This window comes from Streptomyces sp. NPDC039424 (genome assembly GCF_055639495.1).
The window spans coordinates 505,931-521,424 of the sequence record NZ_JBVKAI010000004.1; the positions used below are offsets into that span (position 1 = coordinate 505,931).

Annotated in this window: 17 protein-coding genes and 2 tRNA genes; 16 read left to right on the forward strand and 3 right to left on the reverse strand. The window is 70.8% G+C overall.

The features are described 5' to 3' along the window. Positions 1 to 119: 119 nt before the first annotated feature. On the forward strand, positions 120 to 1,331 hold the full coding sequence (locus ACZ7L0_RS13545) for a glycosyltransferase family 2 protein (protein ID WP_471242602.1): 1,212 nt from the start codon (positions 120 to 122) through the stop codon (positions 1,329 to 1,331). 32 nt (positions 1,332 to 1,363) lie between these two features. Here ACZ7L0_RS13545 and ACZ7L0_RS13550 read toward each other — a convergent pair whose 3' ends face one another. Then, the gene (locus tag ACZ7L0_RS13550; protein ID WP_471242603.1) at positions 1,364 to 2,785 is read right to left on the reverse strand and encodes a polysaccharide pyruvyl transferase family protein; all 1,422 of its coding nucleotides are present in this window, start codon (positions 2,783 to 2,785) and stop codon (positions 1,364 to 1,366) included. A gap of 246 nt (positions 2,786 to 3,031) precedes the next feature. Between ACZ7L0_RS13550 and proB the strand changes: the two genes are divergently transcribed. The 5 genes from proB (at position 3,032) to ACZ7L0_RS13575 (ending at position 7,900) form a co-directional block, all read left to right on the forward strand. After that, positions 3,032 to 4,138: a glutamate 5-kinase gene (gene proB, locus ACZ7L0_RS13555; protein ID WP_471242604.1), complete on the forward strand. Its 1,107-nt coding sequence runs from the start codon at positions 3,032 to 3,034 to the stop codon at positions 4,136 to 4,138. 137 nt (positions 4,139 to 4,275) lie between these two features. Next, on the forward strand, positions 4,276 to 4,704 hold the full coding sequence (locus ACZ7L0_RS13560; RefSeq protein ID WP_471242605.1) for a hypothetical protein: 429 nt from the start codon (positions 4,276 to 4,278) through the stop codon (positions 4,702 to 4,704). A 61-nt stretch (positions 4,705 to 4,765) separates the two neighbouring features. Beyond that, a complete protein-coding gene (locus ACZ7L0_RS13565) occupies positions 4,766 to 6,052 on the forward strand; it encodes a glutamate-5-semialdehyde dehydrogenase (RefSeq protein ID WP_471242606.1) in 1,287 nt (428 codons plus the stop codon). Positions 6,053 to 6,158: 106 nt separating this feature from the next. Continuing rightward, positions 6,159 to 6,740 (forward strand): SCO2584 family spore wall biosynthesis protein, encoded by a 582-nt coding sequence (locus ACZ7L0_RS13570; protein WP_471242607.1) that lies wholly within the window; start codon positions 6,159 to 6,161, stop codon positions 6,738 to 6,740. A gap of 89 nt (positions 6,741 to 6,829) precedes the next feature. After that, positions 6,830 to 7,900 carry an SCO2583 family membrane protein gene (locus tag ACZ7L0_RS13575; protein WP_471242608.1) on the forward strand — a complete coding sequence of 357 codons (1,071 nt, stop codon included), beginning with the start codon at positions 6,830 to 6,832 and terminating at the stop codon, positions 7,898 to 7,900. A 4-nt stretch (positions 7,901 to 7,904) separates the two neighbouring features. On the opposite strand, the gene ACZ7L0_RS13580 is transcribed toward ACZ7L0_RS13575, so the two are convergent. After that, complete coding sequence (locus ACZ7L0_RS13580) at positions 7,905 to 9,014, reverse strand: M48 family metallopeptidase (protein ID WP_471242609.1); 1,110 nt, start codon at positions 9,012 to 9,014, stop codon at positions 7,905 to 7,907. Positions 9,015 to 9,116: 102 nt separating this feature from the next. Between ACZ7L0_RS13580 and ACZ7L0_RS13585 the strand changes: the two genes are divergently transcribed. From ACZ7L0_RS13585 to ACZ7L0_RS13625, 9 genes are all read left to right on the forward strand, one after another. Next, positions 9,117 to 9,278: a hypothetical protein gene (locus tag ACZ7L0_RS13585; protein ID WP_471242610.1), complete on the forward strand. Its 162-nt coding sequence runs from the start codon at positions 9,117 to 9,119 to the stop codon at positions 9,276 to 9,278. A 110-nt stretch (positions 9,279 to 9,388) separates the two neighbouring features. After that, positions 9,389 to 9,553, forward strand: coding sequence for a hypothetical protein (locus ACZ7L0_RS13590; RefSeq protein WP_471242611.1), 165 nt, complete (start codon positions 9,389 to 9,391; stop codon positions 9,551 to 9,553). Between the two features lie 46 nt (positions 9,554 to 9,599). Continuing rightward, positions 9,600 to 10,286 (forward strand): nicotinate-nucleotide adenylyltransferase, encoded by a 687-nt coding sequence (gene nadD, locus ACZ7L0_RS13595; protein ID WP_471242612.1) that lies wholly within the window; start codon positions 9,600 to 9,602, stop codon positions 10,284 to 10,286. 16 nt (positions 10,287 to 10,302) lie between these two features. Beyond that, positions 10,303 to 12,006 carry a LytR C-terminal domain-containing protein gene (locus tag ACZ7L0_RS13600; protein ID WP_471242613.1) on the forward strand — a complete coding sequence of 568 codons (1,704 nt, stop codon included), beginning with the start codon at positions 10,303 to 10,305 and terminating at the stop codon, positions 12,004 to 12,006. Between the two features lie 100 nt (positions 12,007 to 12,106). Continuing rightward, positions 12,107 to 12,553, forward strand: a complete 447-nt coding sequence (gene rsfS, locus ACZ7L0_RS13605; RefSeq protein ID WP_471242614.1) for a ribosome silencing factor — start codon at positions 12,107 to 12,109, stop codon at positions 12,551 to 12,553. Beyond that, a complete protein-coding gene (locus ACZ7L0_RS13610; RefSeq protein ID WP_471242615.1) occupies positions 12,550 to 13,218 on the forward strand; it encodes a histidine phosphatase family protein in 669 nt (222 codons plus the stop codon). The genes rsfS and ACZ7L0_RS13610 overlap by 4 nt, the downstream gene beginning before the upstream one ends. 97 nt (positions 13,219 to 13,315) lie before the next feature. Beyond that, positions 13,316 to 13,388 (forward strand) — tRNA-Ala (locus ACZ7L0_RS13615). 313 nt (positions 13,389 to 13,701) lie between these two features. After that, positions 13,702 to 13,875, forward strand: coding sequence for a hypothetical protein (locus tag ACZ7L0_RS13620; RefSeq protein WP_471242616.1), 174 nt, complete (start codon positions 13,702 to 13,704; stop codon positions 13,873 to 13,875). 3 nt (positions 13,876 to 13,878) lie between these two features. Next, complete coding sequence (locus ACZ7L0_RS13625) at positions 13,879 to 14,112, forward strand: hypothetical protein (RefSeq protein WP_471242617.1); 234 nt, start codon at positions 13,879 to 13,881, stop codon at positions 14,110 to 14,112. Here the strand turns inward: ACZ7L0_RS13625 and ACZ7L0_RS13630 are convergent. Continuing rightward, positions 14,102 to 15,292, reverse strand: coding sequence for a glycosyltransferase 87 family protein (locus tag ACZ7L0_RS13630; RefSeq protein WP_471242618.1), 1,191 nt, complete (start codon positions 15,290 to 15,292; stop codon positions 14,102 to 14,104). The two genes, ACZ7L0_RS13625 and ACZ7L0_RS13630, sit on opposite strands and share 11 nt — an antisense overlap. A gap of 113 nt (positions 15,293 to 15,405) precedes the next feature. Between ACZ7L0_RS13630 and ACZ7L0_RS13635 the strand changes: the two genes are divergently transcribed. Beyond that, positions 15,406 to 15,478, forward strand: a tRNA-Ala gene (locus ACZ7L0_RS13635). The last annotated feature ends 16 nt before the right edge of the window (positions 15,479 to 15,494 follow it).

A 15,494-nucleotide genomic window follows, 5' to 3' on the forward strand; every position in this document is an offset into this window, starting at 1 on the left:
CCACTGAATCCCGGCGTTGAGGCAACCGCTTCACCTGGCTACCCGTCTAACAAATTGCGAATGAGCCGATTCGGGGGAAATGCTCCATTCACTATGGGGACACATGACAAGGGGGAAATGTGACCGTCGTGACGCAGCCTGATGTGACTGTGATCATCGGGGCGTACGAAGCGATGCCGTACCTGGTCGAGTGCCTGGCGTCCGTGGAGGCGCAGACCATCGACCCGAGACGCATCGAGGTCATCGCGGTGGACGACGGCTCGACGGACGGGACGGGGGAGTACCTGGAGGAGTTCGCGGACCGCGCGCCCATGGGGGTCACGGTGATCCGGCAGCGGAACTCCGGCGGGCCCAGCGGCCCGCGCAACGTCGGTCTCGGCAAGGCGGCCGGGCGGTACGTGTTCTTCCTGGACGCCGACGACCGGCTCGGCCCCGAGGCCCTGGAGCGCATGGTCGCCATGGCCGACGAGAACGGCACCGACGTGGTCCTGGGCCGCGTCGAGGGGATCAACCGCACACCGCCCAAGTCGATGTGGGGCAAGACCCTCGGCCGTACGGACGTCTTCTCCTCCAACATCAAGTTCACGCTCAGCGCGCAGAAGCTGTTCCGCCGCGAGCTGCTGGAGAAGCACGGCATGCGGTTCGACGAGTCCCTGTGGACCGGCGAGGACGCGCTGTTCACGATGGAGGCCTATCTGCGGGCCGACGGCGTCTCGGTGATCGCCGACTACACCTGCTACTACCTGGTGGGCCGGGACGACGGCAAGCACGTCACCAAGTCCGGCGGCTACACCCTGCGCTTCGACTCCGCGCGGGCCCTGATGGACCTGATCGCGCGGATGGTCCCCGCGGGCCCCAAGCGCGACGCGCTCATGGTGCGGCCCCTCGTCGTCACCCTGCTGCCGCAGTTCGGGCCCAAGTACCTCAAGGATTCCGAAGAGGTACGGCGGCACAAGCTGGAGCTGGCCAAGCCGCTGATGGACGCCCACTGGACCCCCGGTGTCGCCCGCCGCCTGAAGGTCCACGAGCGGCTCCGGCTGCACCTGGTGGCCATGCAGCGCCCCGAACTCCTGGCGGACGTCGTGGAGTTCGTCAAGTCCAAGAAGCAGGCCGCCGCCGTCCTGGAGAAGCGGGCCACCCGGGTCTACCTCGTCTACCCGCACTTCCGCGCCCAGGAAGCCGGCATCCCCGACTGGGTCTACCTCGCCGAACCACGCGAGGCCCGAGCCTTCGAGGGCTACCGCGAGGCCGCCGCCAACTCCTTCCTGCGCCGAGCCCTCCGCAAGGTACGCCGCTCCCTCCCCATGGGGGGCTTCGCGGCGGCGGCCTGACACACCGGTGCCTACGGTCCGGTGCCCACTGCCTACTGCCGCCCCGCCTGCAGGGCCCGCTTGATGGGGCGGCCCACCACGCGGCGGGCGCGGCGGTAGACGCTGGTGGCGGGGGTGGCCGCGGTGCCGTTGGCCTTGGGCTGGGTCCTGGCCGACTTGGCTCCCGCGCGTGCCAGGTCCCGCCGGAGTTGGGCGTTGTCCAGCGACAGTTCGGTGATACGGCTCTGCAGCCAGCCGAACCGCGTGGTCAGCGAGGTGATGTCGGTGTCGTTCCAGGGGCGGATGCCCGGCGGGAACGACAGCGACCGCATCCGCTCCTCGTAGGCCGCGCCGCCGTCGCCGTGGGTGAAGGTGTTCTCCAGCCCGTTCTTGTCCAGGAACGCGGTGAACCGTTCGAAGCGCTCCGGGTGACCGCCGACCAGCCCGCCGAAGTCGGCCTGCTCGTACAGCCGCGCCGGGTCCGCCGCCGCGGGGTCCTTGGCCACCTTGTCGAGCCGCTGGTGCGGGATGTCGAAGTAGCGGCACAGCTCCAGCGTCCGCGAGTCCCCGCACAGCACGGTCGCGGGCGTACCGGCGAGCAGCGCCGCGATGTTGCCGTGGATGCGGGAGCCGAAGGAGAAGTCGAAGTCGCGCAGATCGTCGATCCAGGTGAGGGGATCGATGTAGACGCGGACCTTGTCCTCCCGGTACATCGGGTGGTCCGGGTGCGTCGGCATCGCGGTCACCTGGGAGTTCGGGTCCGACAGGTCCCGCCAGTGCAACTGCTGCGCGTCGCTGAGGTTCTGGCCGACGAAGCGCAGGTGCGGATAGCGCTCGTGGGCGCGGGCGATGACCCGGTCCAGGCCCTGCTTCTGCACCGCGCTGTGCGAGCCGTTGATCGCGATCCGCGAGCCGGGCGTCAGCTCCGGGGCCCGCTTGCGCACATCGAGCTGACGGCCGTACATGAACAGCGACGGACAGCCGATGACCTCGACGTCCCTGAAGCCCATGTCCTTCAGGTACTGCTCGGTGAACTCGCCCCGCACGCCGATCGACGCGCTGCGGTCGAGCACCGCCGCACAGAACTCGCGCACGGCCGGCTCCATCGGCTTCAGCCGGGCCGGGTTGTAGCCCACCCCGGTCTGCGCGCCGACGCCGAGCACCACCACGGGGATCTTCAGCTTGGCGATGAGCCTGGTCATCCGTCTCAGCCGGCCCTCGAAGGACGGGCGGAAGGCGTTGGCCAGCGGGACGACGAAGGCGTCGTACTCCTCGTTGATCCGGGCCGCCGCGGACACATCCGTGCCGATCCCGTTGGAGACCACCTCGGTGCCCGGCGTCTCAAGGATCTTGTGCGCGGCATCACTGAAGATCAGATTGCCCGAGTTGGTGGCGATGACGTCTCTGTGGAGGGCCTCCTCGACGGGGACGACGTCGTAGGGGCTCTTCCCCGAGCGGAGGAGTATGCGCTTCACGCGGTGAACTTTAGGTGACACAACCTTCAAACTAAATTTGTGCGAGCTTTAATTTCTATAAGCAACCAGTGCAACCTTTTTGCCGTACGCGGTACGTGAGCGCGCGGTTACGGCGCGCCTGTCCACGGGCCTGTCCGGGGGCTGGACCGACGCGCGACGGACGATCTCCTTCGCGTAGATTGCCCGGACAGGGACCCGCACCGACGCGAGGGGACAGGGGCCAAGGTGGCAAGGGCAAGGCAGGCTGTGAGCGAGGCCCGCAGGATCGTCGTCAAGGTGGGCTCCTCGTCACTGACCACCGCCTCGGGCGGCCTGGACGCCGACCGCGTCGACGCACTCGTCGACGTACTCGCCAAGATCCGCAGCGGCGGGGAGAAGGAGATCGTCCTCGTCTCCTCCGGCGCCATCGCCGCCGGACTCGCGCCGCTGGGGCTGCGCCGCCGCCCCAAGGACCTCGCCCGCCAGCAGGCCGCCGCCAGCGTCGGACAGGGCCTGCTCGTGGCCCGCTACACCGCCTCCTTCGCCCGCTACGGCGTCCGCGTCGGCCAGGTGCTGCTCACCTCCGACGACATGAGCCGCCGCGCCCACCACCGCAACGCCTCCCGCACCCTCGACAAGCTGCTGGCCATGGGCGCGTTCCCGGTCGTGAACGAGAACGACACCGTCGCCACCGACGAGATCCGCTTCGGCGACAACGACCGCCTCGCCGCCCTCGTCGCCCACCTCGTCCACGCCGACCTGCTGGTGCTGCTGTCCGACGTGGACGGCGTGTACGACGGCGACCCGACCAGGCCCGGCACCTCGCGGATAGCCGAGGTGCGGGGGCCCGCCGACCTCACGGGCATCGAGATCGGCAGCGCGGGCAAGGCCGGCGTCGGCACCGGCGGCATGGTCACCAAGGTCGAGGCCGCCCGGATCGCGGCCGCCGCGGGCATCCCCGTGGTGCTCACCAGCGCCGTCCACGCGGCCGACGCGCTGGGCGGCGGTGACACGGGCACCTACTTCCACCCCACCGGCCGGCGCTCCGCCGACCGGCTGCTGTGGCTCCAGCACGCCTCCACGCCGCAGGGGTCGCTGACCCTGGACGACGGGGCCGTGCGCGCGGTCGTGGAGCGCCGTACGTCGCTGCTGCCCGCCGGAATCGCCGCCGTCGAGGGCGAGTTCAACGCCGGCGACCCGGTCGAGCTGCGGGACGGCACCGGCCGCGCGGTGGCCCGCGGGCTCGTCAACTTCGACGCCAAGGAGATCCCCCGGCTGATCGGACGTTCGACCCGGGAGCTGGCGCGCGAGCTCGGCCCGGAGTACGAACGCGAGGTCGTACACAGGGACGACCTCGTCATCCTGCACTCGTAAAACGGGTCGTGACGGCCGCCCCCGGTGGGCGACGTTCCGTAAAACCGCCACGCGAAGCCGTGCGGCCTGCTCAACTTTGCTCAGGGGCGTGTTTCAGGCGCACGCCCCGCCACGGGCACTGCGTGAAGGAGGCCGTCGTGAGACGAGTGCGCCCTGGGGCGGCGGCGTCCCGTGGTGCTCTGACGAGCGTCGCGGCCGGGGACACCTACGAGGAGCCCAAGGACCTGCCCCGCCTGTGGCACGTCACCCTCAGCGTCTCCGGGAAGGAAGTCCCCCTGGCGGACCTGCGGCGCGCCCTGGAACAGCTCGCCCACGACCACCCCTTCCTCCTGACCAGCAGATACGCGGGCGACCACGCCGAGATCCGCTACTGGGAGGAGGCCCGCGACCTGCACGACGCCGCCGCCGTCGCCCTGCGCCTGTGGGGCGAGCACCGGCAGACGGCCGGCCTCCCGCCCTGGGAGATCGTCGGCCTGGAGGTCATCGACCGCGAGACCTACCACCAGCGCGTCGCCGAGGGCTACGGCCCGCCGCCCGCCACACCCGTAGGGGTCCACCCCTTTTGATCCCATCTCGGGGTGTGGAACACACCGTGAACGGCCCTCCGGGGCGCACTACGCTTCCCCTATGACCACGCTCTCGCCGTACGACTCGATGTCCCCGGTCACCCAGGCCGCCTACCGCGCCAAGTCCGCCGCCGCCGACCTCGCGCCGCTGCCGCGTGCCGTGAAGGACGACGCGCTGCTCGCCATCGCGGACGCCCTGGAGGTCCGGACGAGCGAGATCGTCGAGGCCAACGCCAAGGACGTGGCCAAGGCCCGGGAGAACGGCACCAGCGAGGCCATCGTCGACCGGCTCACCCTCACCCCCGAGCGGATCCGCGCCATCGCCTCGGACGTGCGCGACGTGGCCAAGCTGCCCGACCCCGTGGGCGAGGTCGTCCGCGGCTCCACCCTCCCCAACGGCATCGACCTGCGCCAGGTCCGCGTCCCGCTCGGCGTGGTCGGCATCATCTACGAGGCCCGGCCGAACGTCACCGTCGACGCCGCAGCCCTCTGCCTGAAGTCCGGCAACGCCGTGCTGCTGCGCGGCTCCGCCTCCGCCTACGAGTCGAACACCGCCCTCGTCCGGGTGATCCGGGACGCCGTCGGCGGCGCCGGGCTGCCCGCGGACGCCGTGCAGCTCGTGCCGGGGGAGAGCCGGGAGAGCGTGCGCGAGCTGATGCGCGCCCGGGGCCTCGTCGACGTGCTGATCCCGCGCGGCGGCGCCTCGCTGATCCAGACCGTGGTCGCCGAGTCCACCGTCCCCGTCATCGAGACCGGCACCGGCAACTGCCACGTCTACGTCGACGCTCAGGCCGACATCGACATGGCGGTCGAGATCCTGATCAACTCCAAGGCGCATCGGGTCAGCGTCTGCAACGCCGCCGAGACCCTGCTGGTCCACCAGGACATCGCCGCCGAGTTCCTGCCCCGCGCCCTGGACGCCCTCGCCGAGGCCGGGGTCACCGTGCACGCCGACGAACGCGTGATGGCGTACGCCAAGGACTCCCGGGCCACCGTGGTGGAGGCCACGCCGGACGACTGGGACACCGAGTACCTCTCGTACGACATCGCCGCCGCCGTCGTCGACTCCCTCGACAGGGCCGTGTCGCACATCCGGCTGTGGAGCTCCGGTCACACCGAGGCGATCGTCACCACCTCCCAGCAGGCCGCCCGCCGCTTCACCCAGCTGGTCGACTCGACCACGGTCGCGGTGAACGCCTCCACCCGCTTCACCGACGGCGGCCAGTTCGGCTTCGGCGCCGAGATCGGCATCTCCACGCAGAAGCTGCACGCCCGCGGCCCGATGGGTCTGCCCGAGCTGACCAGCACCAAGTACATCGTGACCGGAGACGGGCACGTACGGCGCTGACGGGCGCGGGACGGGGCGTGGGACGGGGGCGTGAGAGGCGTCTCACCAGGCGGATGAATTTCCGTACCGTCTGCCCAAATTGACCCCCCAGGTCTACTCTGGATCCGTGCCGGAGGACGTGGGGGGCACGCCGTTCCCTGACGGCTGGGAGCCCGACGACGACCACGACCACGGGGTGTCGGACGATGAGTTCGCCTCCGTGGTCTTCGACGAGGCCTTCATACGGGCGGCCGTGGTGCACGAGCCGACCGCCGTGGAACGCCTCCTGGCAGCCGCGCAGGCCAGAGCCGAGGCCTCCGAGGCCGAAGCCCGCCGCGCCCGCGCCAGAGGCGAGCGGTACGACGAGCGGTACAGCCCCGAGGGCACCGATCTCAGCCATGATCCGGACCTGGACGACCTGGAGGACCTGGACGACCCCGACGTCCTGGCCCACCGGTACGGCGCCCCCGACAGCTACGGCAAACCGGTCCGCTGGCACCGCCCGGTCGCCTGGCTGCTCGCCCTGGTGATGGGCGTCGGCATGGTCGCGCTGGCCTTCGCCGCGGTCTACCGCGGCGGCTCCTCGGACAGCCGGGACCAGGTGCCGCCACCCGCCTCGACCGGCCTCGAACAGGGCACCGCGGCGGCTCCCACCGCCTCGGCCGACTCCTCCCAGCCGGCGGTCTCGGCGATCCCGCGCTCGCCCTGAGCAGCGGGGGCCGCCCTTGGTGAGAACCTGTCAGAACTTGTCGTGCGGCAGGGCGTTTACCTGAGGCGCGCGAGACCTACTCTGAAAGTATGGGCGGGCCTGGAGAACCACCTGAGGGGACACCCGAGGGCGGCCCCGGTGGTGGAGAGGACGAGTACCGATCCGTCGTGTTCGACGAGTCGTTCGTCCGTGCTGCCCGCCTCCAGGAGTACTCCGCGCGGGAGCGCATGGCCGACCACGCGCCCGCGGTCCGCCGCCGCCCCTCCCTGCACCGCGGGCTGTCCCGGCAGGCGCTGATCCTCGTCCTGCTGATCGCCGTGGCCTTCGGCACCGCGATCTACATGGGCGTACGCCACCCCTACGGTTCCACCCCGGCCCGGCGGGCCGTCGACCCCCTGCGGATGACCGTCATCCCGCTCGTCCCCCAGGGCAAGGTGCCCGGGGCGTCCGACGCCGAGTACCTGTACGCGCACAGCCCCGCCGCGCAGTTCGCCATCGGCGCCGAGGGCATACCGCTGCCCGCCTCCCGGAGCACCGCGCACTTCTCCGACAGCCAGGTGGTGGGCGCGCTCACCGCCGCCAAGGACTACATCGTCCGCTCCTCGCTCTACCCCGAGGTGCTCGACAGCAGCCAGGTCCAGCCCGCCCGCGCCCTCGTCGACCCCGACCAGCTCGATCAGTTCGACGAGAGCTTCGAGCAGCCGGCCGCGGACGGCCGCCACGCCCCGACCGGCTGGCTGGTCCGCCTCGACCCCGCCCGCGCCGAGCTGGCCGACCGGAAGATCCGCGTGCAGGGCAGCCTGCAGGCCGCCGAGACCGACTCCTCCACGCTGGAGGTGACCGCGGACCACACCTTCGTCTACGCGCTCCGGCCGACCGGCGCCGGCGCCAAGGCCCCCGTGTCCCTGTTCACCGTCCGCCGCGAGCTGACCTTCCGCTTCGACCGCGACGACCTGCGCACGCACCAGGTCCAGCTGGTCGTCTCCTACGTCCAGGCCGGCCCCCTCTCCTGCGCCGAGGACGCCACGAACCACCTGCACCCCCTCCTGGCCGGCCAGACCGCCAAGGCGGGCGGCCCGGCGGGCACGGACCCCTACGCCACGGGCAGCGCGACCGCCCTGTGCGGGACGCTGGCCACCGGGGCGGAGCCGAAGGTGTGAGGTTTCAGTCCTCGTCCTGCGGCGGGGTGTCCGCCGGTGGCTGGTCCTTCGACGGCGGCGTGCTCGTGAAGCCGTTGAACCCGCGCCGCACCCGGCCACCCAGATCCCCCGCCCCGCCGGCGAGGTCGGTGACCAGCTTCATCAGCGGGTCCTTGGAGCTCTTGACGTCGCTCGCGTAGCTCGCCGCCGACTCGCGGAACGAGTCGCTGACCGAGGTGTCCTTGTCCTCGCTGCGCCGCGGGTAGTGCCCGTCCAGCAGCCGCTGGTAGTCCCGGGACTCGGCCCACTTCTTCAGCTCGGCCGCCCGGACCGTGGTGAAGGGGTGGGAGCGGGGCAGCACATTGAGGATCTTCAGCACCGAGTCGCGCAGGTCGCCCCCGGCCTCGTACTCCTCGGCCTGCTTGAGGAACGCGTCCACGTTCATCTCGTGCAGATGGTTGCCGCCCGCGATCTTCATCAGGCCGCGCATCGAGGCCCGCAGATCCTGCCCGACGAGGAGGCCGGCCCGGTCGGCCGAGAGTTCCGACTTGCGGAACCACTCCCGCAGCGCCGTCACGATGGCCAGGATCGCCAGGTTGCCCAGCGGTATCCAGGCGACCTTCAGGGCGAGGCTGGTCAGGAACAGCAGGATCGTGCGGTACACCGAGTGGCCGGACAGCGCGTGCCCCACCTCGTGGCCCACGACCGCCCGCATCTCCTCCTCGTCGAGCAGCTCGACGAGTCCCGTGGTGACCACGATGATCGGCTCGTCCAGGCCGATGCACATCGCGTTCGGCTGCGGGTCCTGTGTGACGTACATCGCCGGGACCTTCTCCAGGTCCAGGATGTAGCAGGCGTCCCGCAGCATGTCGTTCAGGTGCGCGAACTGCTGGTCCGAGACGCGCACCGAGTCGGACAGGAACAGCAGCCTCAGGCTGCGCTCCGGGAGCAGCCCGCTGAGCGCCTTGAACACCGTGTCGAAGCCGCTCAGCTTCCGCAGTGCCACCAGGGCCGAGCGGTCGGCCGGATGCTCGTACGCACGGGAGGAGATGCCAGGGAACCGCCTGCGCCGCCTGCTCGGCACGCTCCCGTTCCCGTTCCCGTCCCCGCCGAGTGCCTGGCCGTCGTCGGACATGTCTTCCCCCATGTGCGTCTGAAGTGCCCCGTCTGCCCCCGAGGCAGGGCCCAGCCTAGGCGGAGATACCGTGGACGGGCAGTACAGCCGAAGGAGTCCGTCATGGAGCACATCTCCGCAGCCGCCTGGCTGACCGAGGCCGCGAGTGCCGCCCCGCAGCACGGGGCGGGGAATCTGCTCCGGATCGTACTGATCGTGATGGTCCTGGGCTGCGTGCTGACCGCCTGGTTCCTGCTGCGCGGGTACAAACGGAAGGACGACTGAGCCGCCCGCGAGGTTCCCCGACGGCGGAGTCGGCGTGATCGGCCTCCGGCCGCCCGCTTACGATGAGCCGACGTCTTTATCCCGCCCACACCGGATAGGTCCTGCCGAAGATGAGCTTCCACAGCACCGCTGCCCAGTTGGTCACCCTCGCCGCCGAGGGCGAGGAGCACGGCGGAAACCACAACAGCCTGAGCCCCTACGTCACCGGTGGCAGCGCGTTCGTCATCCTGCTGCTCCTGCTGTGGATCACCACCCGTTTCAACCGCGACCGCTGAACCGGGCGACCGGGCCTCTCAGGCCGGGCCGGTAGGGTCTGCACGCATGGGAGAGCAGGACATGCCTACCGGTCCGGCGGACGAGACGGCCGACGACGCGGTGAAGGCCCCCGAGTACCGGCCGGGCAACGGCCCCGCGCACACGGGCAAGCGCCGCCTGGGAGTGATGGGCGGAACGTTCGACCCGATCCACCACGGGCACCTCGTGGCGGCCAGCGAGGTCGCCGCGCAGTTCCACCTCGACGAGGTGGTGTTCGTGCCCACCGGCCAGCCGTGGCAGAAGACCCACCGCAAGGTCTCCCCGGCCGAGGACCGCTATCTGATGACGGTCATCGCGACCGCCGAGAACCCCCAGTTCTCGGTGAGCCGCATCGACATCGACCGCGGCGGTCCCACGTACACCGTCGACACCCTGCGTGACCTGCGCGCGCTCAACCCCGACACCGACCTGTTCTTCATCACCGGCGCCGACGCCCTCGCCCAGCTGCTGACCTGGCGCGACAGCGAGGAGCTGTTCTCCCTCGCGCACTTCATCGGCGTCACCCGCCCCGGCCACCAGCTGACCGACCGCGGGCTCCCGGAGGGCGGGGTCTCGCTCGTCGAGGTGCCCGCGCTCGCCATCTCCTCCACAGACTGCCGCGCGAGAGTCGCCAAGGGCGACCCCATCTGGTACATGGTGCCGGACGGAGTCGTGCGCTACATCGACAAGCGCGAGCTGTACCGCGGCGAGTGAGCCGAGAGGGGCACCGGTGAACGACCGATACGACCCGGGGTACGGGGAAGACCAGTACGAGCTCGTCGGCTACGACGAGTACGGGCAGCCCGTGTACCGCCGGATCCCGGCGCAGCAGGCTCCGCAGCAGGGCTACGACCCGTACGCCCAGCAGGGATACGGCTACGACCCGTACGCCACCGGGCAGCAGCAGCCCGCACCGTCGTACGACCCGTACGCCACCGGCTCGCAGCCGCCGGCCCCCGCCTACGACTCCTACGACCCCTACGGCACCGGCACATCCGGCGCCACCGGATCCGCCCCGGCGTACGACCCCTACGGGCAGACGGCGGCCGGCGGCCGGCAGCCCCGGGTCGCCGAGCAGACCGCCTACATCCCGCAGCAGGCCGGACCGGCCGAGGCCGAGGCCGCGGCGGCGGACGCCCCGGCCGCACCCGAAGAGGACTACCGCACCGAGCAGTTCGCCTTCGTCGAGGAGCCGGACGGCGACTCCGAGGACGTCATCGACTGGCTGAAGTTCACCGAGAACCGGACCGAGCGCCGCGAGGAGGCCCGCCGCCGCGCCCGCAGCCGGGTCATCGCCCTCGTCGTCGTCCTCGCGCTGGTCGCGGTCGGCGGTGTCGGCTACCTCTGGTTCGCCGGAAAACTGCCCGGCCTGTCCTCCTCCGGCACGAAGTCGGGCACCACGACGGCCGCGGGCGCCCAGAAGCGCGACGTGATCGTCGTCCACCTGCACAACACCGGCAAGGGCGGCACCTCCACGGCCCTGCTCGTCGACAACACCACCACCAAGCAGGGCACCACCGTCCTGCTGCCCAACTCCCTCGCCCTGACCGGCGACGACGGCACCACCACGACCCTCGCCAAGTCGGTCGACGAGGACGGCTCCTCCGGCACCCGCGACCAGCTCGACACCGTCCTGGGCACGAACATCGAGGGCACCTGGCGCCTCGACACCCCCTATCTGCAGAACCTCGTCGAGCTGGTCGGCAACATCGACATCGACACCGACGCCGACGTGCCCGACCCGGACGCGAAGAAGAAGGGCGGCTCGCTCCTCGTCCACAAGGGCAAGGACCAGACCCTCAGCGGCAAGATGGCCGTCGCCTACGCCACCTACCGCGCCCCCGGAGAGGCCCAGAACGCCCAGCTCCAACGGTTCGGCCAGGTCATGCAGGGCGTCCTGCGCAAGATGTCCTCCGACTCGTCGGCCGCCACCGTCACCGTGCAGACGCTGGCGCAGATCCTCGACCCGTCGCTGACCGACAAGGACCTGGGTGCCTTCCTCGCCAAGCTCGCCGACCTCGCCAAGGGCGGCGACTACAAGTCCGCGCTGCTGCCGGTGCAGACCGACGGCACGCTGAGCGCCCAGACCAGCGACAGCGTGGTCAAGGACATCCTCGGCGGCACCGCCAAGAGCCCCGACGCGGGCTCCGCCGTCCGGGTCTCCGTCCAGAACGCCACCGGCGTCAAGGACGACACCGAGAAGGCCCGCGTGGTGCTCCTCAACGGCGGCTTCACCTTCCTGGAGGCCGGCACGCCACCCTCCGCCCGGGCGACGTCCAAGGTGATCTACGCCGACGCCGCCGACAAGGAGAACGCGACCGAGGTCGCCAAGACGCTGGGCCTGCCCACCGGCTCCGTGACCAAGGGCACGGTCAGCTCCAACGCCGACGTCTCGGTGATCCTCGGCCAGGACTACAAGCCGTCGTCCTCCTAGACCGGTGGCGGCACCCCACGTGACCCGCTCATCACGTGGGGTGCCCCGGGCGGCTCATGAGACCCTTGATGTCCAGTGACCGCCGACGGAAAGCCAAGTAGTGACCGCCACAGACCGATCTCTCGAACTCATCAACACCGCGGCCCAGGCGGCCGCCGACAAGCTCGCCCACGACGTCATCGCCTATGACGTCAGCGATGTGCTGTCGATCACGGATGCCTTCCTGCTGGCGTCCGCGCCCAACGACCGCCAGGTCAAGTCGATCGTCGACGAGATCGAGGAGCGGCTGCAGAAGGAACTCGGCGCCAAGCCGGTGCGCCGTGAGGGCGACCGCGAGGCCCGCTGGATCCTGCTCGACTACGTCGACATCGTCGTCCACGTCCAGCACAGCGAGGAGCGCGTCTTCTACGCGCTGGAGCGGCTGTGGAAGGACTGCCCCGAGATCGAGCTGCCCGCCGACGCCAAGGCCACCCGCGGCAAGGCCGAGGAGCACGCCAAGCTGCAGGCCGCCGAGGACACCGACGAGCCGGGCGGAGCGTGGCGATGAGCGCCACCGGTGAGGTGACCGACAGGAAGGGCCGGGGCCGCCGCATCATCCTGTGGCGGCACGGCCAGACCGCGTGGAACGTGGAGCGCCGCTTCCAGGGCTCCACGGACGTCGAGCTGACCGAGACCGGCGTCGGCCAGGCCCGGCGCGCCGCCCGGCTGCTCGCCTCCCTGGGGCCCGACGCGATCGTCTCCTCGGACCTGCGGCGGGCCGCGCTCACCGCCGCCGAGCTCGCTGCCCTCACCGGCCTGGAGATCACCCGCGACGAGGCCCTGCGCGAGACCTACGCGGGCGTCTGGCAGGGACTGACGCACGACGAGATCATCGCCCGGCACGGCGAGGAGTACGCGGCGTGGAAGCGCGGCGAGCCGGTCCGCCGGGGCGGCGGTGAACTGGAGACCGAGGTCGCCGACCGGGCCGCCCCCGTCGTGCTGCGGCACGCCGACAAGCTGCCCGAGGACGGCACCCTCGTGGTGGTCAGCCACGGCGGCACCATCCGCACCACCATCGGCCGCCTCCTCGGCCTGGAGCCCCACCACTGGGAGGGCCTGGGCGGCCTCTCCAACTGCTGCTGGTCCGTCCTCGGCGAGGGGGTGCGCGGCTGGCGGCTGCTGGAGCACAACGCGGGCACTCTGCCGGAGCCCGTCCTCGGCGACGACGACTGAGCGCGGATTTCACTTTCCGGCTGGTCGCAGGCTAAAGTTCTTCTTGTTCGCCCCGCCGAGCGGGGCGAAACACCATGCGGCTCGACCGCGTGGACAAGGGGCTATAGCTCAGTTGGTAGAGCGCCTGCATGGCATGCAGGAGGTCAGGAGTTCAATTCTCCTTAGCTCCACGGATCGGCACTCGGTCGAGTCGCCAAAGATCGGTGATGAGGATCCCGTCCCCGCAGGGGGGCGGGATTTTCTGTTCTCCGGGCACTCGGCATCCTGCGACGCAACGTCCCCGAACGGGCTTGAGTCACTTGGGGCCCCGCAGGCGTATACCTCTGTGAAAGGCGCTTTCAGTGTGTGCTCGGGGCGCCCGCCGGACCGGCGGCGGTGGGCGCTGTGTCCGGACTGGTACTGAGGCGTCGCTGACCGTATTGGTCCGGCCGTGGCAGAATCAAACGGCCGGAAGGGAGCGCGGCCCGACGGGAGGGAGTAGCGATGCCTGCGAGCATCCTCGAGGAGGTCGGCCACCTCCTCGATGCGGCGTTGATACGGGACACGGCCATCCGGCTCAGCTGCCCTTCCTGCGGTTCCGGCCATGTGGCCCAAGTCCTCGGCGACAACGGCGGGATCTCCTACGTGTGCACGGCCTGCGGCCACAGCTGGAGCTGATCGATGGGTGCACACAGGCGGAAGTGCGACTGGTGTGGGAGCGGTACTCCCATCGTCCGTGACATGGAGCCGATCAACCCCGACTACCAGTACTGGTGCGAGGAGTGCGCGCGGGCGCTGATCATAAAAGGGGACCCGATCGAGACGTACCGTGAGCTGGAGGGCGAGCCGATCTACGGCCGGCTCCTCGAGGAGCACTGCACGCTCAAGCGGTTCTACTCGTTCGTCACGGTCTGATGTCCGCCGGACCTCGGCAACGATGTCCGGCGAGCGCCAGGAAGAGCAGACCGGCTCCCGCGTAGAGGGCCGAGAGGGCCGATTCGGCGCATCCTTGGTGCAGTTCGGGCCGCTCGGGCCCGTGTGGCACCCACCACAGTGCGTACGAGCAGAAGACCAGCGCCGTGCCCAGGGCGCCCGCCCGCTGTCCGCGCGTCCACAGCAGCAGCCCGAGTGGCACACACCACACCCAGTGGTGCGACCAGGACACGGGGCTGACCAGCAGCGCGGTCACCGCGCAGGCGGTCACCGCCCAGGCCCGACGGCCGCGCAGCTCCGCCGCGACCGCCACGGCCACCCCCAGCAGGGTCACCAGGGCCGCCGCGACGGCCCAGAGCGCTCCCGGGTCCCCGGTGTGCAGAAGCCGCGCCAGTACGCCGCGCAGGGCCTGGTTGGCGGTCTCCTCGGCGTTCCCCACCCGGCTCGTACGGAACACCATGCGGGTCCAGAACCGCCACGAGTCGTACGGCAGGACGGCCGCCGCCAGCAGCGTCGCCCCGGCGAACGCGCCGGCCGCCCCGCGCGCGTGCCGCAGCAACGGCCCCCCGCCGCCGCCCCGGAGGCGGGCCACGGCACCGGCGGCCAGCAGGAACACCGCGAACAGAGCGGGCGTCAGCTTGACCGCGGCGGCCAGCCCCACCCCGGCTCCCGCCAGGCGGCCCCCGGGGCGGCGTGACAGGTCCCACAGCACCAGGACGGCGAGCAGCAGGTTGACCTGCCCGTAGCGCAGGGTCGTCCACACCGGCTCGCACCACACGGCGCCCGCCGCGACCCACCAGGCGGCCTCCACGCGCGCGTGCCCCACGAGTCGCAGCGACAGCCGCGCGAACACCACCAGGAGCGCGAGGTTCCCGGCCGTGGCCAGCGGGCGCAGTACCGCAGGGTCCACGAGCGTCAGAGGCGTGAACAGCAGGGCCGCGAACGGCGGGTAGGTGGTGGGCAGATGCGCGGCGGTCGTGCGCAGCGCGTACAGGTCGCCGCCCGCGCGGACGGTGGCTCCTTCGGCCCGGTACACCATCAGGTCGATCATCGACACGTGCGCGGCCCGCTGCGCCATCCAGAACGCCGTGAAGGAGAGCAGGCACGCCCCCAGGGCGGCCGACGTACGACGGTGGGCTCCGGAGAGCGCGATCACGGTCACGAACGGCGACATTAGCCTCCGTACCGGCCCAGAACGGAAACGATTTGGTACTGCACCCCGTCGACCGTGTAATGTTGGCGTCGCCGCCGGGGAAGCCGGGCGGAACAAAGCAAGGGGCTATAGCTCAGTTGGTAGAGCGCCTGCATGGCATGCAGGAGGTCAGGAGTTCAATTCTCCTTAGCTCCACAGAAGTCGAAGGCGG